Genomic DNA, 24,391 nt, shown 5'->3' on the forward strand with positions numbered 1-24,391 from the left:
ACGCGGCGGACGGGGGCCGATCGGCCGGGCCGAACCCTTTTGCCCGAGAGCGGCCAACGACTCCCCGTGGCGACGACCGACGACGGCTACCTCCGCTTTTTCCCGTACGAGGAGCCCTACGACCACCAGCGGGAGGCGATGGCGACCATCGCCGACGCGCTGGAGGAGGGGCGGGACGTCCTCTTCGAGGGGGCCTGCGGGACCGGCAAGACGTTGGCCTCGCTGGTGCCGGCGCTGGAACACGCCCGCGAGACCAACAAGACCGTCGTCATCACGACCAACGTCCACCAGCAGATGCGCCAGTTCGTCGAGGACGCCCGCGCCATCACCGAGCAGGAGCGCCTGCGGGCGGTGGTCTTCCGGGGCAAGGGGTCGATGTGTCACATCGACGTCGACTACGAGGAGTGCCAGGCGCTGCGGGACACGACCCGCGAACTCGTCGACGTCGAGGAGGACATCGCCGATCTCGAACGGCGGGAGGGGGAACTGCTCGACGCCGGCCAGGACGGCGACGCCGACGCGATGGAGGCCCGGACCGCCGTCGTCGACGAGCTGCGGGACCTCCAGGAACAGCGCGAGGAACTGGCGAGCGAGCGCTCGATCTGTGACTACTACTACCGCAACCTCACAGAGAACACCGACGACTTCTACGCGTGGCTGTACGACGACGTGCGGACCCCCGACGACGTCTACGAGTACGCCGACGAGCAGGGGCTGTGTGGCTACGAACTGCTGAAAGAGGGGATGGACGGCGTCGACCTCGTCGTCTGTAACTACCACCACCTGCTCGACCCGACCATCCGCGAGCAGTTCTTCCGGTGGCTGGGCCGGGACCCCGAGGACATCGTCGCGGTCTTCGACGAGGCCCACAACGTCGAGTCGGCGGCCCGGGACCACGCCCGCCGGACCGTCACCGAGAACACGCTCGACCAGGCGCTCGACGAACTGGAGGACGCCGACGACGCGCGGGCCGACGCCGCCGCGAACGTGCTGGCGACGTTCCGGGACGCGCTGGTCGAGACCTACGAGGACAGCTTCGGCTTCGGCGACCGCGAGGCCGTCGACGAGCACTGGGACGACGTCACGGTCGCCAACGACGACCGGAAGGACGACCTCACGCTGAACTTCCTGCAGGGGTACACCGGCCCTGGCTTCCACGAGGAACTCGACCAGGCCGTCGACCTGGGACGGGACCTCGACGAGACCTACGCCGAGCAGTTCAAGGAAGGGGAACTGGAGACTCGCAAGGAGTGTCAGACCCTCCAGGCCGCCGGGTTCCTCGCGGACTGGCTGGCCGAGTCCGACGCCGCGGGCCAGTACCCCGTGGTCAGCGTCCGCCGCGACGAGGCCGGCGGGGACGTCTACGGCCGGGCGGAGCTGTACACCTGCATCCCCGAGCAGGTGACGCGGACGCTGTTCGACGACCTCCACGCCGCCGTGCTGATGAGCGCGACGCTGCGCCCCTTCGAGGTGACAGAGGACGTCGTCGGGCTCGATGACCCGGTGACGATGGCCTACGGCGAGCAGTTCCCCGAGGAGCGCCGGCGGACCTACGCCGTCGACGGGCCGGCGCTGTTCGCCAGCGAGCGCGACGACCCCGAGACCCAGCGGTCCATCAGCCGGACCCTCGAGGACACGATCCGGTTCACGCCCGGCAACACGCTGGTCTTTTGCCCGTCCTACAGCGAGGCCCGGCGCTACCACGAGATGGTCGGCGTCAGCGGTACCCGCTATCTGGACGAGCCCGGGAGACAGGCCCGAGACCTGCGGGCGGCGTTCACCGACGACGACGACGCGGTGCTGTTCACCTCGCTGTGGGGGACGCTGGGCGAGGGGGTCAGCTACGACGGCGACGACGCCCGCACCGTCGTCGTCGTCGGCGTCCCCTACCCCCACCTGGACGACCGGATGGAGGCGGTCCAGGACGCCTACGCGGAGGCCTTCGGGGACAGCGAGGACGACCATCGGGAGTCCTCGAACGACGAGGCCGGCTGGCGCTACGCCGTCGAGATCCCGACCGTCCGCAAGACCAGACAGGCCCTCGGGCGAGTGGTCCGCTCGCCGGAGGACTTCGGCGCGCGGGTCCTGCTCGACGCGCGCTACACCGAGCGGGCCGAGGTGGAGATGGGCGACTACGCCGTCCGCGGGTCCTTCCCGCCCGAGGAGCGGCGGGAGATGGTCGACATCACCCCGGAGAAACTGAAGTTCGCGATGCTGAACTTCTACCAGGACATGGACGCCTACGACGGCGGGCCGCCGAAGCCGTAACACGGGCCGCCGAGCGGTACGTCTTTGCCCGACGGCGACGACGGTCGGACGATGCCCGAACGGCCCCTCCGTGCGGTCGCACGGTCGTACTTCGACGACGCGATGAGCCCGGCCCACGACTGGCACCACGTCCGGCGGGTCGAAGCGCTGGCCGACCGCCTCGCCGGCGAGTACGACGTCGACGACCGGACCCTCGAACTCGCGGTCTGGTTCCACGACGTCGGCCGGGCGCGGGAGGACGCCGGCGAGATCCGCGACCACGCCGCGTGGGGCGCTGAGGAGTGCGAGCGGGTCCTCCCGGACCACGGGGTGCCCGACGAGCGCGTCGAGACCGTCGCGCAGGCGGTGCGGGCTCACCGCTACTCCAACGCCGTCGACCCCGCCAGCCGCGAGGCCGAACTCCTCTGTGACGCCGACAACCTCGACGCGCTGGGGGCGGTGGGGCTGGCCCGCTGTTTCACCTACGGGGGCGAGCGCGGGGAGGTCCTCCACGACCCCGACCTGCCGGCGGCCGCCGACGACTCGCCCGCTGGCGCGACCCAGTACAACCACGTCCGGAAGAAACTGCGCGCTCTCCCCGACCGGATGTACACCGACGCCGGCCGGCGGATGGCCGAGGAGCGCCGTGACTTCGTCGACCGCTTCCTCGCGCAGTTCGACGCCGAAGTCGCCGGCCGGCGTTAGAGGTCCGGTTGCAGTTCGGTCCCGCAGTCGGGACAGCGCAGGACCATCCCCTCGTCACCGGAAGCCAGCGCCAGCACGTCGCCGTCACACTCGGGACAGGGCTGTGCGACCCGCCCCTCCGTGGTCTCTCGGGGGGCACCGAGCGCCAGCGCCACCACGCGCTCGTCGCTCTCGTTGCGCCCCTGCTGGTAGTCGCCCGGCGCGAACCGGATGGCCTGGTGGGGGCCGACGGTGACGGTCTCGCTCTCCTCGGTTGGCTCGGACCGGTACTCGAAGGTCGCCTCGCCCTCGACGACGTAGAACACCTCCTCCTGGTCGAGGTGAGCGTGCAGGCCCCCGGAGAAGGCCTCGCCGGGGTCCAGCACGTAGCGGTTGAGGGCCACGTCGGTCGTCCCGAGCGGGTCCGCGAGGCCGCGGCGGTCGACGTCGCCGCCCATCGACTGCGGTTCGACATCGTCGACGGAGACTCGCTCCATATCGATCCCCACGGACACGCGCGGCAAAAGCGCGGTCCCGAAACAGTTCCGCCCGTACGCCGAAACCGGATCGTTTGAGACCCCCGCCGCGCAATCCCCGCGTGATGCTGATCGCGTTCGACTTCGACGGGACGCTCTCGGACTCCGAGATGACGGTGCTGCTGGGCCGGCAGAACGGCACCGCGGAGGACATGGCCGACATCACGGAGCGGGCGATGAACGACGAGATCGAGTACGCGGAGAGCCTGCGCCAGCGGTGTGCGCTGCTGGAGGGACTCCCCGACGAGCAGGCACGGGCCGCCTTCGACCAGGTCGAACTGCGTCCCGGGGCCGCCGAGGTCGTCGCGGCGCTGCGGGAGGCGGGCCACTTCGTCGCCGTCCTCACCGGCGGGTTCGAGCGGGGCGTCGAGGCGGCGCTGGCGAAGGCGGGGGTCGAGGTCGACGCCGTCGTCGCGAACCGCCTGCCCGTCGCCGACGGCCGCCTCACCGGCGACGTCGAGGGGCCGCTCATCGAGGGGACGAAAGACGACGCGCTGGAGGTCGCCACGGCCGTCGTCGGCGAGGACCGCGCGGACACGGTCGCCGTCGGCGACGGCGCGAACGACCTGCCGATGCTGGAGGTCGCCGGGCTGGCGGTCGGCTTCGACCCGAAGCCGGCCGTCGAGCCGGCGTGTGACGCGACCGTCTCGACGATGGCTGAACTGCAGGAGCTGCTGGAGACCGAGGGCGTCCTGTGACCTAGTTCGGTCCCGGGTCGGCGTCGTCGCGGGTGTACAGCGAGTGGACGAGCAGCGCGAACCCGACCGCCGTCAGCGCCCGCTGGAGGAGGACGCCGTCGGCGAAGCGCCACCCCAGCAGCTGGTGGACGCCCCCGCCGAACAGGAGCCCGAGGGTGACGAGGCCGAACCCGAGCGCGAACCGGTGCATCACGCGCGATCCGGTGCGGCGGGCCGCCCGGTAGGCGAGGTGGGTGATCACGCCGCCGAGCGCGAGCACGACGGCGCTGGCGATCACCACGAGCATCGTCACGAGTGCGGGGTCCATACTCTCTGTGTCTCTCGATAGCGGTTCGGCGTCGGCGGGTCCGACGCCGGGCGGTGCGGTCGGTGCGGCGCTCAGCCGAGGACGGTGCGCAGCCACGCGTTGTTCTTCACGACGTCGAGTTTCTCGATGTAGGCGTCGACGCCGAGGATGCGGCCCGCGCCGATGGCCCCGAGGCCGAACAGCAGCGCCGCGTAGACGACGTGGTCGTCGATGACCCAGCCGTGGGCCAGCGGGAGGCCGGCCAGCAGGCCGCCCTGAAGCGCCGCCGCCCAGAACATCATCATCATGACCGCGCCCCAGAACGCGTTCCAGCGCACGAAGGCACCGATCATCAGTCCGATGCCGGTCAGGGTGAGCCCCCACATCACGAGGATGTCGACGATCGGGCTCCCGGCCATCGCGCCCCACATCCCCATGAAGGGGTTCCCCTCGGGGATGGCGTTGGCGAGGTAACCGGCCGCCGTCCAGTTGTTCTCCGGGTTGGCGTCGAGGTAGGTGATGAGCTTCGTGAGCCCGCCCTGGAGCAGGACCCAGCCCATCGTCAGGCGCAGCGAGAGGATGGCGTAGCCGATCCAGCGCTCGGAGTATTCGAAGTCGGTCTCGCGACCGAACAGTGCGGCTTCGAGTTGTCGGGTGGTGGTTGACATAGGCGTTCCCTCACACGTAGTAGTCGGTGTGGACACCTATTGAAACGACGACAGTATTCCCGTAAACCGAGAATCGAACGTGTTCGGGGCCGTCGGCGTTCTCGGGGGGTGAGAAACGCCCGCCGGGACGGTCCGTCGGCCCTACCGGGGTGGGGTCGTGTGCGGATCGGTCGTGAGCCGCGACTCAGTTCGTCGCCCGCTCGATAGCCTGGTCGAGGTCCGCCACGATGTCCTCGACGGCCTCGGTCCCGACCGAGAGCCGGACCATGTCGTCGGTGACGCCGGCGGCGGCCTGCTCCTCGTCGGTGAGCTGCTGGTGGGTCGTCGAGGCGGGGTGGATGACCAGCGTCTTCGCGTCGCCGACGTTCGCGAGCAGGCTGGCGATCTCCGTGGACTCGACGGTCGTGCGGGCGGCGTCGTACCCCTCCGCCAGCCCGAACGTGATCATCCCGCCGTAGCCGCCGTCGAGGTACTCGCTGGCGACGTCGTGGGTCTCGTGGTCGTCGAGGCCGGGGTAGGTGACCCAGGAGACCTCGGGGTGGTCCGCGAGGTGCTCCGCGACGGCCATCGCGTTCTCGCAGTGGCGGTCCATCCGCGAGGGCAGCGTCTCCAGGCCCTGCATCGTCTGCCAGGCGTCGAAGGGGGACTGCTGGCAGCCGAGGTCGCGGAGCCCGCGGGCGATGGCGGCGTAGGTGAACGCGGCCTCGCCGAACCGCTCGCGGAAGTTCACGCCGTGGTAGGCGGGGTTGTCGCCGCCGATCTCGGGGTACTTCTCGGCGTACTCGTCCCAGGGGAAGGAACCGCCGTCGACCAGCACCCCGCCGACGGTCGTCCCGTGGCCGTGGATCCACTTCGTCGTGGAGTTCCAGACCAGGTCCGCGCCGTGCTCGATGGGGTTACAGAGGTACGGCGTCGCGAACGTGTTGTCGACGAAGAGGGGAGCCCCGTTCTCGTGGGCGATGTCGGCCAGCCGTTCGAGGTCCGGGGTCACCAGCGCGGGATTGCCGATGGTCTCGCAGTGGACGTAGGCGGTGTCCTCGTCGATGGCCTCCTCGTAGGCCTCGTAGTCCAGCGTGTCGACGAAGCGGGTCTCGACGCCGTTCCGGGGCGCGGTGTGGGTGTAGTAGGTGTAGGTCCCGCCGTACAGCGAGGAGGCGGTGACGACGTTGTCGCCCACGTCCGCGAGCAGGAAGGTGGCGAGGTTCAGCGACGCCATCCCGGAGGCGGTCGCGACCGCGCCGACCCCGCCCTCCAGGGCCGCCAGCCGCTCCTGTAGCTGGGCGACGGTGGGGTTCATCAGCCGCGAGTAGATGTGCCCGGGCTTCTCCAGGGCGAACTGGGCGGCGGCGTCTTCGGCGTCCTCGAAGACGTAGGAGGTGGTCTGGTAGATGGGCGGTGCGCGGGCGCGGGCCTCCGCGTCCGGCTGTTCCTGTCCGACGTGGAGCGCGTCCGTCTCGAATCCGTGGTCGTCGCTCATACGTCCGGCCCGTGGCGCGCCGACGCCTTAACTCTCGGTCACACCGGCGAAGGCGGCCCGGGGTCCGGGATAGCGGCGAATATCGGGTGCGCTCCCGAACGGGTTCGGGTCGAGGTCACGCCTCCCTGGACCCGGCGAACGACTGGTCCCGGGCGACCACCGTCTCGGGGTCGAACCGGATCAGCCCGTAGCCGTCGCCGTCGACCGCCCGGAACCGCTCGTCCCAGGCCTCGCGGTCCGGGCCGAGGTACTCGGTCAGGAGCCGCCCGGCGCGCGCGGGGTCGTACGGCTCCAGCGACGCGGTCCCGCGCATCCCGACGTGTTCGACCCGCCCCGTCGCCGGGTCGAAGTCGACGACGCCCAGCGCCGACCGCGGGAACTCGCGGACCCGGTCGGGGTACGACCGGTCGGCCTCCTGGGCGATGAGCCACACCTGCTCGTCTTCCCACAGGAACCACAGCGGCGACAGCCGCGGGCCGGCGTCCGAGGTCTGACCGAGGAAGCAAAACAGCGGCCGCGCGAGGAACTCGTCCAGCGACGGGTCGAGCGTGTTCTCGACGACGTGCATAGCGGGCGGTCGATCGCCGGGAAGAAATAGGTTCCAGTCGAAACTGGGGGAGAGATGGCACGTAACCGGTATTCCGCACTCGAAACAGAGGGGCAAGCGGTACGTACCGGGCGAGCAGTCGTGGTCCCGGCTACGTGAACTTCCGGACGGTCATGTCCAGCGTGTCGAGGTCGAGGATCGGCGCGTAGCCGGCGTCGGGGTCGATGTTGACCGACTTCTGGAACTCCGTCTGGGCCTGCCAGCAGCCCGAGTTCAGCGCCAGGACGTTGTGGTACTTCCCCCAGCCGAGCTTGTGGACGTGGCCCGTGTGGAACACGTCGGGGACCTCCTCCATCACGAGGTAGTCCCGGTCCTCCGGGGCCAGGCGGGTGTGGCCGCCGTACTGCGGGGCGACGTGGCGTTTCTTCAGGAGCTGGTACATCGCCTTGTGCGGCTCGTCGTAGCTCGCCTCCTCGTCCGGGAGCTCGGCGATGACCTCGTCCAGCGAGACGCCGTGGTACATCAGGATGGTGACGCCCTCGACGGTCACCCGGGCGGGGTTCGAGTGGACCTGCGCGTCGTGGGCGGTCATGATGTCCCGGAGCTCCTCGTCGAAGCCGGGCTGGGGCTCGGCCAGCCTGACGGCGTCGTGGTTGCCCGGGATCATCCGGATCTCCATGTCGCCCGGGACCTCCTTGAGGAACTCGGAGAACGCCTCGTACTGCTCGTAGATGTCGACGATGTCCAGCTCCTCGTCCTGGTCCGGGTAGACGCCGACGCCCTCGACCATGTCGCCGGCGACGAGGAGGTACTCGACGGCCTCGGCCTCGGGCGTGTGGAGCCAGTCGGCGAAGCGGTGCCAGGCCGCCTCCATGAACTCCTGGCTGCCGACGTGGACGTCCGAGATGAGCGCGGCCTGGACGTGGCGGTCGGCCGTCGACGGCGAGTGGGTCCGGGGGACGTCCGGGAAGTACAGCGAGTCGACGAACAGGATGCCGCCGTCGTCGGCCAGGGTCCCGTCGACGGCGATCACCTCGTCCAGCAGGAGCAGCTGGACGAGGTCCGCGATGGGGCGGTCCTTCATCACCAGACAGGGGAAGGTCCCGTTGGTGTCCTCCAGTTCGACGAGCCAGTGGCCGCCGGCCGTCGACCGGATGTCCGAGACCATCCCGATCAGCGCCGCCTCGCTGCCGCCGCCCATCGCCTCGATGGCGTCGGTCGGCCGGTGGTTCACCCGTCCCCGCAGGGTCTTCGAGAGCTTCTCGTAGCGGTCCCGGAACACGGAGACGAAGTCGCTGTACTCCCCGGTCCCCGTCGAGTGGCCGGTCATGTCGTTGGCCACCTCGATGGCCCGCTTCGAGGGATCGGTGTCGCGAGACCCCCCTGTTTCGACTGGAACGCCCCCGTCCACGTCCCCCGAGTTGTGGTCGCTCGTTCCAGGTGAAACAGAGGGGTCTCGGTCCGCGTCCGGCTCCGGGCCAGCGGCAGTCGCCGTCCGGCCGTTCCCGGCCGTCGACCCGGCTCCGGCACGGGGTTCGCCGTCGTCCAGGGCCGAGTCGACGTGGTCGGCGGTGAGCTTCAGCGCCGACTCGGGCATCGTTTCCAGTGCGCGCTCCAGCGCCGCCGCCGGGTCCGGCGCGTCGGCCAGCCGAGTCACCGCGGCACGTTCGGCGTTGTAGCCGCGGCTGGCGAGTTCGCGGACGATACGAGCCGGCGTCTCCAGCGGCACGTTCGATACTCCGCCCCGGCGGGCAAAAGGATAGCGAACCCGGGCGCTCGCCACGGGGAGCCGACAGCACAACGTTGATTGGCCGGCTCCGACTAATCGGGGTAGGAATGTCGGGCGACGATCGCGAGCCGGGCCGCGACGACGACGGGCCGGGTCTCCTCGTGTACGTGACGGACGTGGTGGGCAGTGCCGGTGCGGTTGTGCTCGTCGGGCTCCTGCTGTTCTCGGTCAGCGGCGTCTGGCCCCCGCTGGTCGCCATCGAGAGCCCGAGTATGGACCCGCACATCGAGAAGGGCGACCTCGTGTTCGTGATGGAAGAGGAGCGGTTCCCCGGCCGGAACGCGACCCACGGCGTCGTCACCGCCCATCGGGGCGGGCAGTACGTGCGGTTCAGCCAGCCCGGGGACGTGATCGTCTACGCCCCCGACGGGATGCGACAGCGGACACCGATCATCCACCGCGCGATGTTCTACGTCGAGGACGGCGAGAACTGGGTCGACCGCGCGAACCCCGAGTACCTGGGCGCGGCCGAGAGCTGTGAGGCGGTCCGGACGTGTCCGGCTCCCCACGCCGGCTTCATCACCAAGGGGGACAACAACGGGAACTACGATCAGGTCGGTTCTAACCCGATCAGCGGGGTCGTCCGCCCCGCCTGGGTCGTCGGCACCGCCGAGTGGCGCGTCCCCGTCCTCGGTCAGATCCGCCTCGGGTGGAACCGAGCCGCCGCTGAACCGACCGGACAGTCGACCGAGAGTGTGAACTCGACGGGCGAAAACGCGACCGCGCCCTAGTTGTCGAAGCGGGCCTGGACGAACGGCTGGACATCGTCGATGTCGCCGAGTCTGGAGTCCGACAGCAGGACTGCCTCGGTCTCCTCGGTCGGGACCGACAGCGAGATCTCCTTGGTCCGGCCGTACCGGCCCTTCGAGACGACGACGGCGTTGACGATGCCCAGCATATCCAGCTCCGAGATCAGGTCGGTGACCCGGCGCTGGGTCAACACGTCGGCGTCGATCTCCTCACAGAGGTTCTTGTAGATGTTGTACACCTCGCCGGTGTTGATGTTGCGCACGCCGTTTTTCTCCAGGAGGATGATCGCGAACAGGACGATCTTCGACTGTGTGGGGAGGGTGCGGACCACCTCGACCACCCGATCGAGCTCGATCTTCTCCTGGGCCTGCCGGACGTGGTCCTCCTGGACCTGTTCTGTCTGGTCGCGCTCGGCGAGTTCGCCGGCGGTCCGGAGGAGGTCAAGCGCCCGGCGCGCGTCCCCGTGTTCCTGTGCGGCGAAGGCCGCACACAGCGGGATGACGTCCTCGGAGAGGGCCTCCCCCTTGAACGCCACGTCCGAGCGGGCCTGCAGGATGTCCCGGAGCTGGTTCGCGTCGTAGGGCGGGAAGACGATCTCCTCCTCGCCGAGGCTGGACTTGACCCGGGGATCGAGGAAGTCGGTGAACTTCAGGTCGTTGGAGATCCCCATAATCGACACCCGGGAGTTCTCCAGCTCGGAGTTCATCCGCGAGAGGTTGTACAGCGTGTCGTCACCCGACTTCTCGACGAGCTTGTCGATCTCGTCGAGCATGATGACGACGACGCGCTCGTGGTAGTCGACGGCGTCGAAGAAGGAGGAGTACACCCGGTCGGTCGGCCACCCGGTCATCGGAACCTCCTCGAAGTCGGCCTTGTCCGCCTCCAGCGAGTCGATCTCGTCCTCGACGGCCGCGATCGAGTCGAACTCCGCGTCGTCGAGCGCGCTCGCGTCCTCGCGTGCGCGGGAGAGCAGGTCCTCGAGTTCGGCGACGCGCTCGTCGATGACCTCGGCGTTCTTGTCGATGAACTTGTTCGCGAGCTGCGCGAGGACGCGGTACTGGGTGTCGGTCACCTCGCAGTTGATGTACTCGACCTCGCAGGGGACCTCGTACTTCTGGGAGGTCGTCTCCAGTTCCTCGCTGACGAACTTCGCGCTGGCCGTCTTCCCCGTCCCGGTCTTCCCGTAGATGAGGATGTTCGAGGGGGTGTCCCCGCGGAGGGCGGTGACGAGGATGGTGGCCATATTGTTGATCTGCTCCTCGCGGTGGGGGAGCTTGCGTGGCGTGTAGGAGGGTCGGAGCACCTCCTTGTTCTCGAAGATCGGCTCCCCTTCGAGGAGGTCGTCGAACAGCCCCCGAGAGGCCTCGTCGGACTCCCCGCTGTCGCCGGTGTCCAGGTTGTCGAGGACGACGTCGTCGAGCCCCGGCGAGGTATCCGAGTCGACACGCCCGTCGGTCGAGAGGTCGTAGCTCTCGCTCTCTCGCGCGTCTCTCCCGCCGCCGTCGTCGTCGCTTGGGTCTGTCATGTTCGGATGGCAACCCCCCCGTTTCGAGTGGAGCGAAGCGAACGCACCGGAAGAGCGGGCCCGAGCACTGCGTTCGTGCCGTCGCTGACGGGCAACGACGCTCACCGGTGCGTCCAGTTGAACCACATGAACCCGTGGGTGATTCGATATTAAGTATTTCGGTCGTCCAGCGACGCGTCGACCCGAACCGGAGGTGGGGAGCCCGTCACACCCGTCCGGTCACACCGCCGGGGAGTCGCGCCGAGTCGGACACGGCGGGGGAGTGGTGCGTGACGAGTGGGGAGTGTCCCGTTCGACGGGAACTGGGGGTGGGTTCGTCGAGAGGTGGGGACGAGCGAGCGGGGTGGAGCGGGATCGTCGCCGCGACGATACGGTTCGAGGGGCGAGTCTGACCCCCGGACCGGGTGGACCCCCCACCCCCTTCGTTTCGGGTGGAACGACACAAGAGGGTGGGCGGGGGGTCGACAGCGATGCGGTGTCGCGTCTAGTAGCGGAATCTTTATTACCCGATACGTTAAACCAAAGCCGCACTAGATAAAACCAATATTTTGTGGTGTGTACTGTACGCTAGTCTAGCGAGAGGACAGCTCTAGACGGACTACACTCTAGTTTCGCTCGCGCTATCCGGTCGGTCCGGACACCGCTCGACGGGGGATCCACGCCCCTCGACTCCCGTGGGTGGTCCGACTCCAGTTGAAACGAAGGGGTGGGGGGCATCCCGTCCGTCCGCGACCCAACGAGATGATCCCCAACCGGAGAGGGGTCACGCCTCATCCACCGACGGGGACGACCCCTCCCTCGCGGGCCGGAACGGGGGCCGATGTTCCACGCCCCGGCTCCCCAGTCTCCGTCAGGTAGCGACACGGCCCCGGTTTCGACTCGACGCGAATCGGTCCGACCGGCCCCACGCTCGCCGGCTCGCGGCTCGTCGCCACTTCCTCTCACGACAGAAACATAATGAAAAAGATAGGTGTCTGACGTACGCTTAAGTGAATTCGCCTATCTTCTACGGGCAGAAGCCGCCACACCGGAAATCGGCGGCTGGAGGATAGGATGGGACTGCTCACAAACCTCAAAGATAGCATTTCGCGGGCAGCATCGACGCTGTTCTCCGAGGACGATCCCAAGCGGATCGGCATCTACGGGCCGCCCAACGCGGGCAAGACGACGCTGGCGAACCGTATCGCGCGTGACTGGACGGGCGACGCCGTCGGCCCGGAGAGTCACGTGCCCCACGAGACGCGCCGCGCACGTCGGAAGGAGAACGTCGAGATCGAACGCGACGGGAAGACCGTTACCATCGACATCGTCGACACTCCCGGGGTGACGACGAAGGTCGACTACACCGAGTTCCTCGACCACGACATGGAGAAAGACGACGCCGTTCGGCGGTCGCGCGAGGCCACCGAGGGGGTCGCGGAGGCGATGCACTGGCTCCGCGAGGACGTCGACGGCGTCATCTACGTCCTGGACTCGGCGAACGACCCGTTCACCCAGGTCAACACGATGCTCATCGGCATCATCGAGAGTCAGGACCTCCCGGTGTTGATCCTCGCCAACAAGATCGACCTGGAGGACTCGTCGGTCCAGCGCATCCGCAACGCCTTCCCACAGCACGAGACCATCCCGCTCTCCGCGCTCGAGGGCGACAACATGGACGAGGTCTACGACAAGATCGCGGAGTACTTCGGGTGAACCATGGCTGAAGTCAAAGGACCAGACGACGGCGTCCAGATCGACCTCATCAGCGGTGCCCGGATGGACGGGATGACCTCGATGGAGAAGATCCGGATGATCCTCGACGGGGTCCGGGACGGCGACATCGTCATCCTCGAGGAGGGCCTCTCGCCGGACGAGGAGTCGAAGCTCATCGAGGTGACGATGACCGAGATCAGCCCCGACGAGTTCAACGGCATCGAGATCGAGACCTACCCGCGGTCCGAGACCTCGGACACGAGCATCCTCGACCGCATTATGGGCACGGAGTCGACCAAGAAGCTCACCGTGATCGGGCCGGCGAACCAGATCGAGACCCTCCACAAGGACGAGAACCTCATCAGCGCCCTCGTCTCCCGGAAATAATGCCCCACCAGTGTACGAACTGCGGTCGCGCGTTCGACGACGGGTCCAAGGAGATGCTGTCGGGCTGCCCGGACTGTGGCGGCAACAAGTTCCAGTTCCAGCCCGACGGCGTCGACGAGACGCCGGACCCGGACGCGGAACCGCCCGAGCCACCGGAGCCACCGGGTGGCGACAGCACCGTCGCCCGGACCGTCGGCAAGACGGCCGCGACGGTCCGTGACATCGTCGGCGGCGGCGACGACCCGACGGCCGGCGTCGACGCCGATCCCGGCCAGGCCGGCGAGACCGCGACAGCCGAGGGAGTCGAGGCAGGCACGGCCGACACCGAGGACGCCGCACAGGCCAGCGCTCGCGGTGAGATGGTCGGGCCGGAGGAACTCCCCACCGACGTGTCGACGGACGCGGACCACAGCTTCCAGCCGGTCGAGTCGACCGACGTGGACGAGGCCCCCGACGCCCCCGACGCCGACACGCCCGACGGGGCGGACGGGACCGCCGAGGCCGACCGCCCCGACCTCCAGGAACTCCGCGAGGAGCTCAACGACCAGTTCGAGTCGATCAAGGTGGTCGAACCGGGCCAGTACGAACTGAACCTGATGGAGCTGTACGACCGCGAGGAGTACATCGTCGCGCTGGAGGAGGACGGCCGCTACTCCATCCAGGTGCCCGAGACCATCCGGGAGTAGCGCCCGCCCGTTCCCGCTCCGAGAGAAGCCGGCACAACCGTTATATAACACGCCGTAGATGATTCGCGTAGAACGATGTCTCGCCGAGACTCATCTTCGCACGCACGGCTGGAAGAGTGGGCGTCGCTGCTCGGCGACAGCATCGCCGACGAGCGCGTCGAGACGGGCGACGGGTTCGACTGGAACGCACAGTCGGAGAACAACTGAGGCGGACCGACGCACGGGACTCCGTCCGGCGGGAGCGCCCGCCGTTGGAGCCGCTCACTCGATCTCGTCGTACTGCTCGGAGAGCTTCTCGGCGGCCTCGGCCATCAGCTCCTGCTCGTAGTCGTCGAGGTCCCACTCGACGATCTCCTCGACGCCGTCGGAGCCGAGTTTCACGGGGACGCCGAAGGCGGTGTCCTCGTGGCCGAACTCGCCCTGGAGCTTGACGGAGGCGGGCAGCACCTCGCCCGTGTCCCGGACGATGGCCTCGACCATGTGTGCGACCCCGCGAGCGGGGCCCCACTCGGTCGCGCCCTTGCGCTCGATGACGTCCATCGCCGACTCCTGGAGGTCGCCGAGGATCTCCTCGCGCTCGTCCTCGGAGAACGCGGGGTCGCGGCCGTCGACGCGGACCTTCGAGAAGACGGGCACCTGTGCGTCGCCGTGCTCGCCGAGGATGGTCGCCTCGACGTTCTGGGTCGGGGCGTCGAACCGCTCGGAGAGGACGTAGCGGAACCGCGCGGAGTCCAGCCGGCCGCCGAAGCCGATGACCTGCTCTCGCGAGCGGTCGCCGGCCTCGTAGAGGTGGCGGTTCAGCAGGTCGACGGGGTTGGACGTGGTCAGCGAGACGTAGTCGTCGTTGTGCTCGTCCAGCGAGGACTGGATGTCCTCCATGATGGGCGCGTTGTCGCCCGCGAGGTCGATGCGGGTCTGTCCGGGCTGGCGGGGGATGCCGGCCGTGATGACGACGACGTCCGAGCCGGCGGTGTCCTCGTAGCCGCCCTGGCGGACCGTCGTGTTCGAGTCGTAGGCGACGCCGTGGTTGGTGTCGGCGGCCTGTCCGACGGTGTCTTCCTCCTTGTCGGGGATGTCGACGAAGACGACCTCGTCGGCGATGTCCCGGAGCGCGATGTTGTAGCCTGCGGCGGCACCGACCGTTCCGGCGGCACCGACCACGCTTACCTTTGTCATAGCGTTCGCAACGGGACCCGCGCGAACGTTAAACGTGTCGAAACCCCACACACCGGGCCTGGCGTGGTCGGCCCGATACCCGTAAACGGTTTTCGCGGCGACGGCGTTTGGACGGATATGAGCGACTTCGACAAGGAGGCCGAACGCGAGAAACTCCGCGAGAAGTTCGAGAAAGAGGAGGACAAGCGCGCCGCCACCGAGCAGATGAGCGAGCTGCTCCTGAAGGGGGCGACGATGACCAACGCCCACTGCTCGGACTGTGGCGACCCGGTCTTCCGGTACGACGGCCAGGAGTTCTGCCCGTCCTGTCAGAAACCGGTCGCCCGCGATCAGGGGGAGTCGGGCGACGCCGACGACGAGAGCTCGGACGACGCCGACGACGAGCAGATCCAGGTCGCCGACCCAAGCGACCAGGCCCGCGTCCAGTTCGGCGGGCAGGACCAGTCGGCCGACGCCGAGGCGGGCGGCCCGGCCGACGACGACACAGGACAGGTCGACGCGAACGCCGATCGCTCCGACGAGCAGGCGACGGCCCCCGACCCCTCCACCGGGGCCGACCCGTCCCGGCAGGTCCCGTCGGCGGACCCCGAACACACTCCAGACGAAATTAGGGGTGGAGAGACGAACCAACGACCCGAGCGCGAGCGACAGCCCGATCGACGGTCCGAAACCGCCGATCGAGCGTCCGAACCGCGTCGTGAGACCGAACCCGCTCCCGAACGCACCCCCTCTGTTTCACCTCGAACGTCCGACGACGCCGACGCGGCGCTGGCGGAGGCGGAGTCGCTGCTCGCCGAGACGGTCCGCCGGTTCGCCGAGCGGGCGGCGGCCACGGACGACCCCCGTCGGGCGCGCGAACACCTCGCCGCGGCACGCGAGGCGGCGGACGCGCTGGACGCGACCCGGTTCTAGCTGTCAGCGCCGATCTCCCCGGACGGGTCGGCGGTCTCGCCGTCCCGCCGTGCGTCAACGCGGGCCAGCAGCGAGTCGATCGTCGGGGCGTCCCGTGGGGTCGGCTCGTCGTGGCGGGGGACGATCCGGAGCCGATCGTCCACGCACTCGAAGACGGCGACGCCGGGGAGCCGCGGGAGCGTCCGCCGGACCGACCGGAAGGCGTCGAACTCGTCCGGCGTGCCGCCGTCGGCGATCTCGACCCGGGGGTCGGCGAGCATCGGGAACGGGAGATCGTACCGCCGGTTCCAGACGAGCGCCCGCCCGCGGACGTCGGGCAGGACGGGGACGACCTCGATCCCGCGGGCCGCGAACTCGTCGTAGCGATCCGACAGGTCCTCGACGAGCGCGCGGGAGCGCGGACAGTAGTGGTTCCGTAGCAGGACCGCGATCACGTGGTCGTGCTCCCGCGCGAGGTCCGCCGACCCGAGGACCTCGCGGCCGGCTCCGACGTTGTGCAGGTCGAACTCGACGCCTCGATCGGTCTCTGGTTCCCGCTCGTCCACGTCGGCCACCCGGCGAAAACTCAGTTGTACCACTTCATCAAACTTTCCGTCGGCCCGCGTCAGGGCTCGTAGTCCGACCCGACGACCGATCGGATGCGGTCGGCGGTCACCTCGCCGATCCCCTCGACGCCGAGCAGGTCCGCCTCGTCCGCGGTCATCACCGCCTCGACGCTGCCGAAGTGGTCGAGCAGACTGCGTGCGGTGACGGGACCGACCTCCGCGACGCTCGCCACCACGTACTCCTGTTGTTCGGCCAGGGTCTTGGACTGTTTCTCCCCGTGGACGCTGACCTCCCGGTCCCCCTCGTCCTGTTCGCGCTCGGCGATGACCGCGAGGAGGTCGGCCGTCTCGGCCTCGCCCTCGGTCCGGAGGACGCTGGCGCCGAAATCGACCGACAGGGCGGCCAGCGCACCGTCGATGGCCTTCCGGTGGACGTTCCGGCGGCCGTAGAGGTCCCCGCCCTCGACGACGACGACGGGGCGGGCGTAGTGGCGGGTGGCGTCGCCGACCTGCTCGAACATCGACCGGTCGCCGCCGGTCAGCGTGTCGAGGAAGTCCGCGACCGTCTTCCGCTCGACGACCACCCGGTCCGAGAGGACGTAGTCGCCCACCGCCAGCGTCTCCAGTCGGGTCTCGATCCCCTCGCGGGTCGAGAGGTCCCGGGCGATCGTCGAGTCCAGCTCCCGCTGGTCGGCGACGATCTCGACGGCGTCCGCGCCGTCACCGGCGGTCGCGACGGTGCCGTCGGACTCGTCGCCGCCCCCGGCGGCCACGTCCTCGCCGGCGAAGTCGGCGAGCCCGGCCTGCCCGTCGTCGCCCCCGGTTTCAACTGGAGCGGCGGCCGACCCACCGGTGTCGCCGCCGTCCCCGCCACCCTCGCCGCCCGCCGATCCGGACCCGGCTCCACCGGAACCGGTCCCCTGGCCGTCCTCGTACTCGGCGAGGCCGGTCTGTTCCAGCCGCGCTTCGAGGTCGCCGGCGACGCTCTTGAGGTTCTGGAGCTCCTGTCGCATCCGCTTCTGGTCGTTGCGGGCCTTCCAGAAGTAGGCCTCGTCGCGGGTGTCCTCGGCCAGCAGGACCACCACGCGGCCCTCGGCCTGGCGGCCGGTCCGGCCCTTCCGCTGGATGGCCCGGATCGCGGTGGGGACGGGCTCGTAGAACAGCACGAGGTCGACCTCGGGGACGTCCAGCCCCTCCTCGGCGACCGAGGTCGAGACCAGCACCTCGAACTCCCCGTTCCGGAACCGATCCAGGGTCTCCTGTTGCTCGGTCTGGGTCATCCCCTCGCTGCCCTCGGTGTCGCTCTGGCCGACGAACTTCTCCGTGTCGAAGTGCCCGTCCAGGAAGTCCACCAGCGTCTCGGCGGTGTCCCGGGATTCGGTGAAGACGATGACCCGCTCGCCGTTCTCGATGCCCAGCGTCTCCGCGAGCAACATCCTGGTCTGCCGGAACTTCGGGTGGAGGTCGTCGTACTCCTCGGCGCGACGCATCGCCTCCCGGATCTTCGGTTCGCTGACGAGCCGCTGGTCGGCCTTCGAGGCCCCCGACGAGCGGGCGGCCTCCTTCAGGCGCTCGAAGTACCGCCGCAGGGACTCGACGCTCTGGGTCTCGACGTACGTCACCGCAGTCCGGAGTTTGCGGATCTCCGCCAGCAGGCTCATCCCCTGGTAGCCCTCGCTCTGGTCGTTGTCCATCAGCTGCCGGAGGTCGGCCTGGATGCGCTGGATCTCCCGCTCGGAGAGGTCCGGCGAGGACTTGTTCGTCACGCCCAGCTCGCGCAACTGGTCCAGCCGGTCCGCGACGACCTCGTTGATCGCGTCCCGGATCTCCAGGACCACCTCGGGCAGTTCGACGCGCTTCCAGTCGACGCTGGTGTCGTGGGTGTACTCGGCCACGTCGGCGTCGTCCTCGGTCATCACCGCCACCTCCGAGAGGCCGAGGTTCTCACAGACCTCCAGGATGGCCTCCTCGTCGTCGCCCGGCGAGGCGCTCATCCCCGTCGCCAGCGGGTCCGCGGCGTCGGCGTGGTAGCGGTCGGCGATGTAGTTGTAGGCGTAGTCGCCGGTCGCGCGGTGACACTCGTCGAAGGTGCAGTGGGTCACCTCGGCGAGGTCGATCCGGTTGCCCACGAGGTCGTTCTCGACGACCTGGGGCGTCGCCATCACGATCCTCGCGTCGTCCCACAGTTCCGCCCGGTCGTCCGGTCGGACCTCGCCGGTGAACACCACGACGTCGTCGTCGGGGACCTCCAGGGCCGCGCGGTAGAACTCGGCGTGTTGCTGGACGAGCGGCTTCGTCGGCGCGAGCAGCAGGGACTTGCCCCCGACGGCGTCCAGTCGCCGGGCGGTCACGAGCAGCGAGACGGTCGTCTTGCCCAGTCCCGTCGGGAGACAGACCAGCGTGTGCCCGCCGGCGGCGGTGTCGGCGAGTTCGACCTGGTAGCGGCGGTCCTCGAGGAACCCTTCGGTCAGCAGGGGGTGGTCGAGCGCGTCGCCGCTCCCGGTGTCAGTCGTCGCCATCGGCGTGTCGTTGGCCCCGCCGGCGGTTAAGGGTTCAGGTACCACGGCGGAACTGAAACGGCGGGCCTCGGCCCCGCTCAGACGCGGTCGTCGGCTCGCGGGCGACCGGCTACGCCGGGGCCGTCACGTTCGCCAGCACGGTCACGCCGACCCACATCGCGACCGCGGAGAACACCGGGATCGAGAAGTTGTCGTCGACCACGAACCCGCGCACCGTCGGCTTGACGCCGTCGGCGAAGGTGGCCGCCACGCCCCCGAGGACCGCCGCGGCGGGCGGGACGAACGGCGCGGCCAAAAGCGTACAGACGCCGAACATCGCGAGCAACACCCACGTCTGCTTGACCGCGCTGGCGTCCGCGGACCCCAGCAGGCCGCTGATGGGGTCCCCGATCGCGAGCATCAGCATCGCGGGGACCGCGATCGCCGTGTCGAACCCCGGCAACCCGACGGCGGCGGCGACCAGCCCCATCCCGACCATGTACAGCGCGTAGCCGGCGGGGTTGTCCTGTTCGTACTCGCGGGTCAGCCGGTCGTAGATGGCCCAGTCGAGCCCGACGAAGAGGCGGGCGTACTCGAGGGCGACGGCCACGACGACACACACGAACATGAACCACTGGACGACCCGCCAGGTGACGAGGTCGGGGGCGAGCAGGTGCGAGAGGGGGACCGTCGCCCCCGTGGCGTGGACGAGTCGCCGCGCGACCTCGTCGGCCATCTTACAGGTCGTCGAAGGTTGTGTCGCCCTCGGTCAGGCCCTCGATGGTCTCGGCCAGCCCGTCGATGGAGACCCGTCGCTGGTCGGTCGAGTCACGCTCCCGGAGCGTGACCGTGTCCTCCTCCAAGCTCTCGTAGTCGACGGTCACGCAGTAGGGGGTCCCGATCTCGTCCTGCCGGCGGTAGCGCCGGCCGATCGCACCGGAGTCGTCGTAGGTGACCGCGTGGCCGGCCGTCCGGAGTGCCTCGGCGATCTCCCGTGCGTAGTCGTCCAGCCCGTCCTTGTCCATCAGCGGGAAGACGCCGACGGTGGTGGGGGCCTGCTCGGGCGGCAGGTCGAGGTAGGTCCGCTCCTCGCCGTCGACCTCGTCGACGGTGTAGGCGTGGGCGAGCACGGTGTAGACCAGCCGGCCGACGCCGAAGGAGGGTTCGACGACGTGGGGCCGGACGTGCTCGCCGCTCTCGGTGACCTCCTCGACGGCGAAGTTCGTCTGCTCGACGGGGACGGTGTAGGGCTCGCCGTCGACCTCGACGGTCACCTCGTTGGCGTCGAAGGCTCCCGGCTCGCGCTCGGCCAGCGCTTCGAGCGCGTCGGCCACGTCCCCGGCCGCGCCGCCGAACTCCGGGCCGAGGTAGCTCATGTCCGGATCGACGGTCGGCCGCTCGACGGTGACCGGCTCGTCGTACTGCTTGAAGACGGTGTAGTCCTCGCCGGAGTGGGCGGCGTGCTTGTCGAGGTCGTAGCTCCCCCGGTAGGCAAAGCCCGTCACCTCGATCCAGTCGCCGTCGACCTCGCTCTCGGCGTCCCAGCAGTCGGAGGCGTAGTGGGAGAGTTCGCCCGGCAGGTGCTGGCGGAAGCGGAACCGGTCCATGTCGACGCCGATCCGCTCGTACCACCCCTTCGCGACGCCCAGGTAGTAGGCGACCCAGTCGCTGGCGACGACGCCCTCGTCGACCGCCTCGCGGACCGTCAGGTGCCGGACTCCCTCCCCGTCGGCCTGCTGGGCCTCGCCGGAGTACAGCGGCAGGGTCACGTCGGCCACCTCCGCCAGCGGCGGCTCGTCGTCCTCGGGGTCGACGAAGTGCTCCAGCTCGGCCTGTGTGAACTCGCGCACGCGCACGAGGGACTTCCGCGGGGAGATCTCGTTGCGGTAGGCCTTCCCGATCTGGGCGACGCCGAAGGGCAGTTGGTTGCGGGCGTACTCCGAGAGCTGCGGGAACTCGACGAAGATCCCCTGTGCGGTCTCGGGCCGCAGGTAGCCCGGCGAGGAGGTGCCCGGGCCGATGTTCGTCTCGAACATGAGGTTGAAGTTGTCCACCGGTTCGCCGGCCAGCGACGCGCCACAGGAGGGACAGCCGACGTCGTGCTCGGCGATGATCTCCATCACCTCCTCGTTGGGCAGGGACTCGGCCTCCTCGACGTCGGTGTTGTCCTCGACGACGTGGTCGGCGCGGTGGGTCGCGCCACACTCGCCGCACTCGATTATCATGTCGTCGAAGGTGTCGAGGTGGCCCGACGCCTCGAAGACGGGCTCGGGCATCACGTCCGGGGCGGAGATCTCCTGGTGGCCCTCGCGGACGACGAAGCGGTCGCGCCAGGCCTCCTCGACGTTGTCCTTCAGCGCCGCGCCCTGTGGGCCGTAGGTCCAGAAGCCGGCGGCACCGCCGTAGGCCTCCGCGGCGGGGAAGTAGAAGCCCCGCCGCTTGGCGAGTTCGGTGAGCCGCTCGCCCTCGCTCATAGGGCCTCCAGCAGGTCCACGTCCCGGACGATGCCGTCGAGTTCGTCGCCCGCGACCAGCGGGATCTGTTCGATGTCGTGCTCGATCATCAGCTGGGCGGCCTCCTTGGCGGTGCGGCGCTTGCTGACGGTCACGACCTCGTCGGTCATGAACTCGCCGACCGGTTCCACGGGGATCTCGACGTTGCGCGTGGGCATGTAGCGGCCGCCGACGGCCTTGATCCCCTCCCACGCCCAGTCGTCGTCCTCGCCGGCGATGGAGTCGCCGGTGTCGTCCTCGCCCTCGACGACGCGGGCCACCTCGATGATGTCGACCTCGGTGAGCATCCCCGTCATCTCGCCGTGGTCGTCCAGGACGACGCCGTAGGGGACCTCGGCGTGGGCCAGTTCCCGCTCGGCGACGGGCAGGGGCGTCCCGCTGTACGTACAGTTGATGTCGCTGCGGGCGAGTCCGCCGACCTCGCTGTCGCCGTTGACCTCCCCGTTGGCGATCGCCAGCACGACGTCGGTGACGGTGACGATCCCGTCCAGCTCGTCGTTCACGACCGGGAGCCGGCGCTCGTTCTCGGACAGCATCAGCTGAGCGGCCTCCTGGATGGAGGCGTCCTCGCCGATGGTCGGGACCTCCTCGACGAGCAGGGCGAGCTGGTCCTCGTCGGGCTGGTCGATCAGCGCGTCCCGGGAGATGAGTCCCCGGAACTCCTCGCCGTCGTCGGTCCGCTTGATAACGGGGACGGAGGAGAACGCCCGCTCTTGGAGGTACTCCAGCACGTCGTCGCGGGTGCCCGGAATCTCGACGGTGACGACTTCCGAGCGCGGCGTCATAGCGTCTGCGACGTTCATATTGGCAGAACGTCCTGCCCGCACCTACTAAGTCCTTAACATCCGGCCCCCGAAGCCGACTGCGCGCGGACGGACGGCCAGCCGCTGGGGTCGCCGGATCTGTCACTCACTTCCTCACAAATCGTATAAGTGACTTCACATTTTAATGCGTCCGGCGGCCGACGCGAAACTTGCCACCGTCTGCGGATTCCGCTATTTTTATATTGGGGTGATACATATTGTCAAGCATGGAGCCGGACAGTGTCGCCCCAGTGGAGATCGGCACGGACGCCGAAGTCATGGCGTCCGTCGAAGAAGGCGAGACGGACACCCTCATCATCGCGGACGTGTCCACCGACGACGCCTATCTCACACTCCCGCTCTCGGAGGCGGCCGCGCTGCCGGAGTGGCGCTAGTGGGTCTCGACCCACAGTCGGCCTAGCTTGGTCAGTCGCGTCTCGTACTGCCCACCGGAGTCCTCGCGGCGGAGGAACCCCTTCGCCTCCAGCCGCTCGACGTTGTACTGGACCTTGCTCCGGAGGGACTCGTCCGGGTCGTCGCCGCGCGCCCGGGCGAGTTCGCGGGCCAGCGCCGACGTCGACTCGGTCGCGCCCGCCTCGCCCAGCACCGCGAGCAGTTCCCGCTCGAACGGCCGGAGCTCCGCCAGCGGGGCCGCCGGCAGTTCGACGTAGCGCTGGCCGTCGATCTCGCGAGCGCCCGCGGTGATCCCGCGCTCCCGCACCGTCTCCAGCAGGGCCTCGATCTCGTCGGCCCGCTCGGCGGGGTCCCCGCCCTCGCCCCGGAGGAACTCCAGTTCCGCCTCCAGTTCCCGGAGCATATTGGTCGTGAGGTACGCCTCCGGCGGGACGTAGTAGACGTGGACCCGATCCCGTAGCTCGGGGCGCTCGTTGACGATGGTGTTTGCCGCCGTCGCGAACGCGAAGGAGACGGTCCGGGGCATCGAGGAGATGTTGATCCACACCTCGGCGTCGTCGACGTGCTTTCGGACCGCCCGGTAGGCGGTCTTGTAGGCGTTCTCGTAGTCGTGGACGCTCTCGATGAACGCCGTCTCGACCTCCGCGCCCAGCACCGTCTCGAACGTGTACTCCAGCCGGTGGAACATCCGCTCGGCGAGGTCCGCCACCGCCCGGTCGTCGCTGTGGCGACGCGCCCGGTACAGCACGACGCCGTCGGCCGCCAGGTCCCCCTGCGTGATGGGCAGGAACAGTCGCTCGACGTCGATGCCGACCGGGATGAGGTGGACCGTCTCGCTCACGGGCGGAGGTCGACCCCCGGCCGCAAATCGGTTTCCCATCGTCGGTCACCGGCGACGAGTGTGCAAAACAGTTTGCACATAGCTGCTGAGCGCTCCACAAATCTTAATCATACCTGGGCCGTGGCACTGACCATGACCACCGACCAGAGCCTCGACCCGTCGGCGGCCGTGATGAACACGGTCAGCGGCGAGGAGTTCCGGCCGTTCGACCCCCGGCCGGCGGACGTGTCGCTGTCGGACGTGGCCCACGGCCTCTCGCACATCTGCCGCTGCTCGGGACAGACCCGCGAGTTCTACAGCGTCGGCCTCCACTCGCTGTACGTCAGCCGCGACCTGCGCGAGCGCGGGGCCGACGAGCGCGTCCAGCTGTACGGGCTGCTCCACGACGCCCCGGAGGCGTACGTCTCCGATCTCGTCTCGCCGGTCAAGCGGCACCTGGACTGCTACCGCGACCTCGAAGACGGGATTCTCTCGGCCGTCTGGGACGCCTTCGCCCTCCCGGAGCCGACCGACGCCGAGTGGCAGCGGGTCCACGAGAGCGACGTGCGCCTGCGCCGCTACGAGATGGACACCCTGCTTCCGGAGATCGTCGACGGCGAGGTGCCGGACCTGGGGTACGACCTCCACGCCGACGGCGAGCGCGACGTGGCGGCGGCCTTCGAGGCCCGCGCCGAGGAGCTGGTCGCCGGGACGACGGCCTCGCTCCCCTGAGTT

At 69.1% G+C, this 24,391-nt stretch carries 25 protein-coding genes; 11 read left to right on the forward strand and 14 right to left on the reverse strand.

Translation table 11 applies throughout. The features are described 5' to 3' along the window. Nucleotides 1-66 precede the first annotated feature (66 nt). Both P0592_RS06080 and P0592_RS06085 read left to right on the forward strand, forming a co-directional pair. Complete coding sequence (locus tag P0592_RS06080; protein WP_276273388.1) at nucleotides 67-2,268, forward strand: ATP-dependent DNA helicase; 2,202 nt, start codon at nucleotides 67-69, stop codon at nucleotides 2,266-2,268. A 51-nt stretch (nucleotides 2,269-2,319) separates the two neighbouring features. Continuing rightward, nucleotides 2,320-2,952, forward strand: a complete 633-nt coding sequence (locus tag P0592_RS06085; protein WP_276273389.1) for an HD domain-containing protein — start codon at nucleotides 2,320-2,322, stop codon at nucleotides 2,950-2,952. Here the strand turns inward: P0592_RS06085 and P0592_RS06090 are convergent. Beyond that, nucleotides 2,949-3,428, reverse strand: coding sequence for a cupin domain-containing protein (locus P0592_RS06090; protein ID WP_276273390.1), 480 nt, complete (start codon nucleotides 3,426-3,428; stop codon nucleotides 2,949-2,951). The two genes, P0592_RS06085 and P0592_RS06090, sit on opposite strands and share 4 nt — an antisense overlap. A gap of 104 nt (nucleotides 3,429-3,532) precedes the next feature. Here P0592_RS06090 and serB point away from each other — a divergent pair, with 104 nt between their 5' ends. Further along, nucleotides 3,533-4,165 (forward strand): phosphoserine phosphatase SerB, encoded by a 633-nt coding sequence (serB, locus tag P0592_RS06095; RefSeq protein ID WP_276273391.1) that lies wholly within the window; start codon nucleotides 3,533-3,535, stop codon nucleotides 4,163-4,165. A gap of 1 nt (nucleotide 4,166) precedes the next feature. On the opposite strand, the gene P0592_RS06100 is transcribed toward serB, so the two are convergent. The 5 genes from P0592_RS06100 to P0592_RS06120 all read right to left on the reverse strand — a co-directional run bounded on the left by P0592_RS06100 (nucleotide 4,167) and on the right by P0592_RS06120 (nucleotide 8,872). Beyond that, entirely contained in the window at nucleotides 4,167-4,472 is a 306-nt protein-coding gene (locus tag P0592_RS06100) for a DUF7521 family protein (RefSeq protein ID WP_276273392.1), read from the reverse strand. A 71-nt stretch (nucleotides 4,473-4,543) separates the two neighbouring features. Next, complete coding sequence (locus P0592_RS06105; protein ID WP_276273393.1) at nucleotides 4,544-5,119, reverse strand: DoxX family protein; 576 nt, start codon at nucleotides 5,117-5,119, stop codon at nucleotides 4,544-4,546. Nucleotides 5,120-5,303: 184 nt separating this feature from the next. Then, entirely contained in the window at nucleotides 5,304-6,596 is a 1,293-nt protein-coding gene (locus tag P0592_RS06110) for an O-acetylhomoserine aminocarboxypropyltransferase/cysteine synthase family protein (RefSeq protein WP_276273394.1), read from the reverse strand. A gap of 115 nt (nucleotides 6,597-6,711) precedes the next feature. Beyond that, a complete protein-coding gene (locus P0592_RS06115) occupies nucleotides 6,712-7,164 on the reverse strand; it encodes a pyridoxamine 5'-phosphate oxidase family protein (RefSeq protein ID WP_276273395.1) in 453 nt (150 codons plus the stop codon). Nucleotides 7,165-7,294: 130 nt separating this feature from the next. Next, the gene (locus P0592_RS06120; protein ID WP_276273396.1) at nucleotides 7,295-8,872 is read right to left on the reverse strand and encodes a DNA-directed DNA polymerase II small subunit; all 1,578 of its coding nucleotides are present in this window, start codon (nucleotides 8,870-8,872) and stop codon (nucleotides 7,295-7,297) included. A gap of 107 nt (nucleotides 8,873-8,979) precedes the next feature. On the opposite strand from P0592_RS06120, the gene P0592_RS06125 reads away from it, so the two are divergent. Then, complete coding sequence (locus tag P0592_RS06125; protein ID WP_276273397.1) at nucleotides 8,980-9,663, forward strand: S26 family signal peptidase; 684 nt, start codon at nucleotides 8,980-8,982, stop codon at nucleotides 9,661-9,663. Here the strand turns inward: P0592_RS06125 and P0592_RS06130 are convergent. After that, nucleotides 9,660-11,207: a Cdc6/Cdc18 family protein gene (locus tag P0592_RS06130; RefSeq protein ID WP_276273398.1), complete on the reverse strand. Its 1,548-nt coding sequence runs from the start codon at nucleotides 11,205-11,207 to the stop codon at nucleotides 9,660-9,662. The two genes, P0592_RS06125 and P0592_RS06130, sit on opposite strands and share 4 nt — an antisense overlap. 1,053 nt (nucleotides 11,208-12,260) lie before the next feature. Here P0592_RS06130 and P0592_RS06135 point away from each other — a divergent pair. The 4 genes from P0592_RS06135 to P0592_RS06150 all read left to right on the forward strand — a co-directional run bounded on the left by P0592_RS06135 (nucleotide 12,261) and on the right by P0592_RS06150 (nucleotide 14,182). Continuing rightward, nucleotides 12,261-12,902: an Era-like GTP-binding protein gene (locus P0592_RS06135; protein WP_276273399.1), complete on the forward strand. Its 642-nt coding sequence runs from the start codon at nucleotides 12,261-12,263 to the stop codon at nucleotides 12,900-12,902. Nucleotides 12,903-12,905: 3 nt separating this feature from the next. After that, nucleotides 12,906-13,289, forward strand: a complete 384-nt coding sequence (locus P0592_RS06140) for a DUF2073 domain-containing protein (protein ID WP_276273400.1) — start codon at nucleotides 12,906-12,908, stop codon at nucleotides 13,287-13,289. Beyond that, on the forward strand, nucleotides 13,289-13,975 hold the full coding sequence (locus tag P0592_RS06145; protein ID WP_276273401.1) for a Zn-ribbon domain-containing protein: 687 nt from the start codon (nucleotides 13,289-13,291) through the stop codon (nucleotides 13,973-13,975). Before P0592_RS06140 ends, P0592_RS06145 begins: the two co-directional genes overlap by 1 nt. A 75-nt stretch (nucleotides 13,976-14,050) precedes the next feature. Continuing rightward, nucleotides 14,051-14,182 (forward strand): hypothetical protein, encoded by a 132-nt coding sequence (locus tag P0592_RS06150; protein ID WP_276273402.1) that lies wholly within the window; start codon nucleotides 14,051-14,053, stop codon nucleotides 14,180-14,182. Between the two features lie 54 nt (nucleotides 14,183-14,236). Here the strand turns inward: P0592_RS06150 and mdh are convergent, their stop codons facing one another. Continuing rightward, on the reverse strand, nucleotides 14,237-15,151 hold the full coding sequence (gene mdh / locus P0592_RS06155; protein WP_276273403.1) for a malate dehydrogenase: 915 nt from the start codon (nucleotides 15,149-15,151) through the stop codon (nucleotides 14,237-14,239). A 117-nt stretch (nucleotides 15,152-15,268) separates the two neighbouring features. On the opposite strand from mdh, the gene P0592_RS06160 reads away from it, so the two are divergent. Next, nucleotides 15,269-16,063, forward strand: coding sequence for an Sjogren's syndrome/scleroderma autoantigen 1 family protein (locus tag P0592_RS06160; RefSeq protein ID WP_276273404.1), 795 nt, complete (start codon nucleotides 15,269-15,271; stop codon nucleotides 16,061-16,063). Here the strand turns inward: P0592_RS06160 and P0592_RS06165 are convergent. The 5 genes from P0592_RS06165 to P0592_RS06185 form a co-directional block, all read right to left on the reverse strand. Then, complete coding sequence (locus tag P0592_RS06165) at nucleotides 16,060-16,617, reverse strand: redoxin domain-containing protein (protein ID WP_276273405.1); 558 nt, start codon at nucleotides 16,615-16,617, stop codon at nucleotides 16,060-16,062. The genes P0592_RS06160 and P0592_RS06165 overlap by 4 nt on opposite strands. Before the next feature lie 50 nt (nucleotides 16,618-16,667). Then, nucleotides 16,668-19,127, reverse strand: coding sequence for a DEAD/DEAH box helicase (locus tag P0592_RS06170; protein ID WP_276273406.1), 2,460 nt, complete (start codon nucleotides 19,125-19,127; stop codon nucleotides 16,668-16,670). Nucleotides 19,128-19,236: 109 nt separating this feature from the next. Further along, nucleotides 19,237-19,842 (reverse strand): diacylglycerol/polyprenol kinase family protein, encoded by a 606-nt coding sequence (locus P0592_RS06175; RefSeq protein WP_276273407.1) that lies wholly within the window; start codon nucleotides 19,840-19,842, stop codon nucleotides 19,237-19,239. A 1-nt stretch (nucleotide 19,843) separates the two neighbouring features. Beyond that, the gene (gene glyS, locus P0592_RS06180; RefSeq protein ID WP_276273408.1) at nucleotides 19,844-21,580 is read right to left on the reverse strand and encodes a glycine--tRNA ligase; all 1,737 of its coding nucleotides are present in this window, start codon (nucleotides 21,578-21,580) and stop codon (nucleotides 19,844-19,846) included. Further along, nucleotides 21,577-22,422, reverse strand: coding sequence for a CBS domain-containing protein (locus P0592_RS06185; protein ID WP_276273409.1), 846 nt, complete (start codon nucleotides 22,420-22,422; stop codon nucleotides 21,577-21,579). Before P0592_RS06185 ends, glyS begins: the two co-directional genes overlap by 4 nt. A gap of 227 nt (nucleotides 22,423-22,649) precedes the next feature. Here P0592_RS06185 and P0592_RS06190 point away from each other — a divergent pair, with 227 nt between their 5' ends. Next, complete coding sequence (locus P0592_RS06190; RefSeq protein ID WP_276273410.1) at nucleotides 22,650-22,817, forward strand: DUF7556 family protein; 168 nt, start codon at nucleotides 22,650-22,652, stop codon at nucleotides 22,815-22,817. On the opposite strand, the gene P0592_RS06195 is transcribed toward P0592_RS06190, so the two are convergent. Then, nucleotides 22,814-23,677, reverse strand: coding sequence for an HFX_2341 family transcriptional regulator domain-containing protein (locus P0592_RS06195; protein WP_276273411.1), 864 nt, complete (start codon nucleotides 23,675-23,677; stop codon nucleotides 22,814-22,816). The genes P0592_RS06190 and P0592_RS06195 overlap by 4 nt on opposite strands. A gap of 132 nt (nucleotides 23,678-23,809) precedes the next feature. Between P0592_RS06195 and P0592_RS06200 the strand changes: the two genes are divergently transcribed. Continuing rightward, nucleotides 23,810-24,388, forward strand: a complete 579-nt coding sequence (locus P0592_RS06200) for a hypothetical protein (RefSeq protein WP_276273412.1) — start codon at nucleotides 23,810-23,812, stop codon at nucleotides 24,386-24,388. The last annotated feature ends 3 nt before the right edge of the window (nucleotides 24,389-24,391 follow it).

This window comes from Haloarcula litorea (assembly GCF_029338195.1).
GTDB classification, from domain to species: Archaea; Halobacteriota; Halobacteria; order Halobacteriales; family Haloarculaceae; genus Haloarcula; species Haloarcula litorea.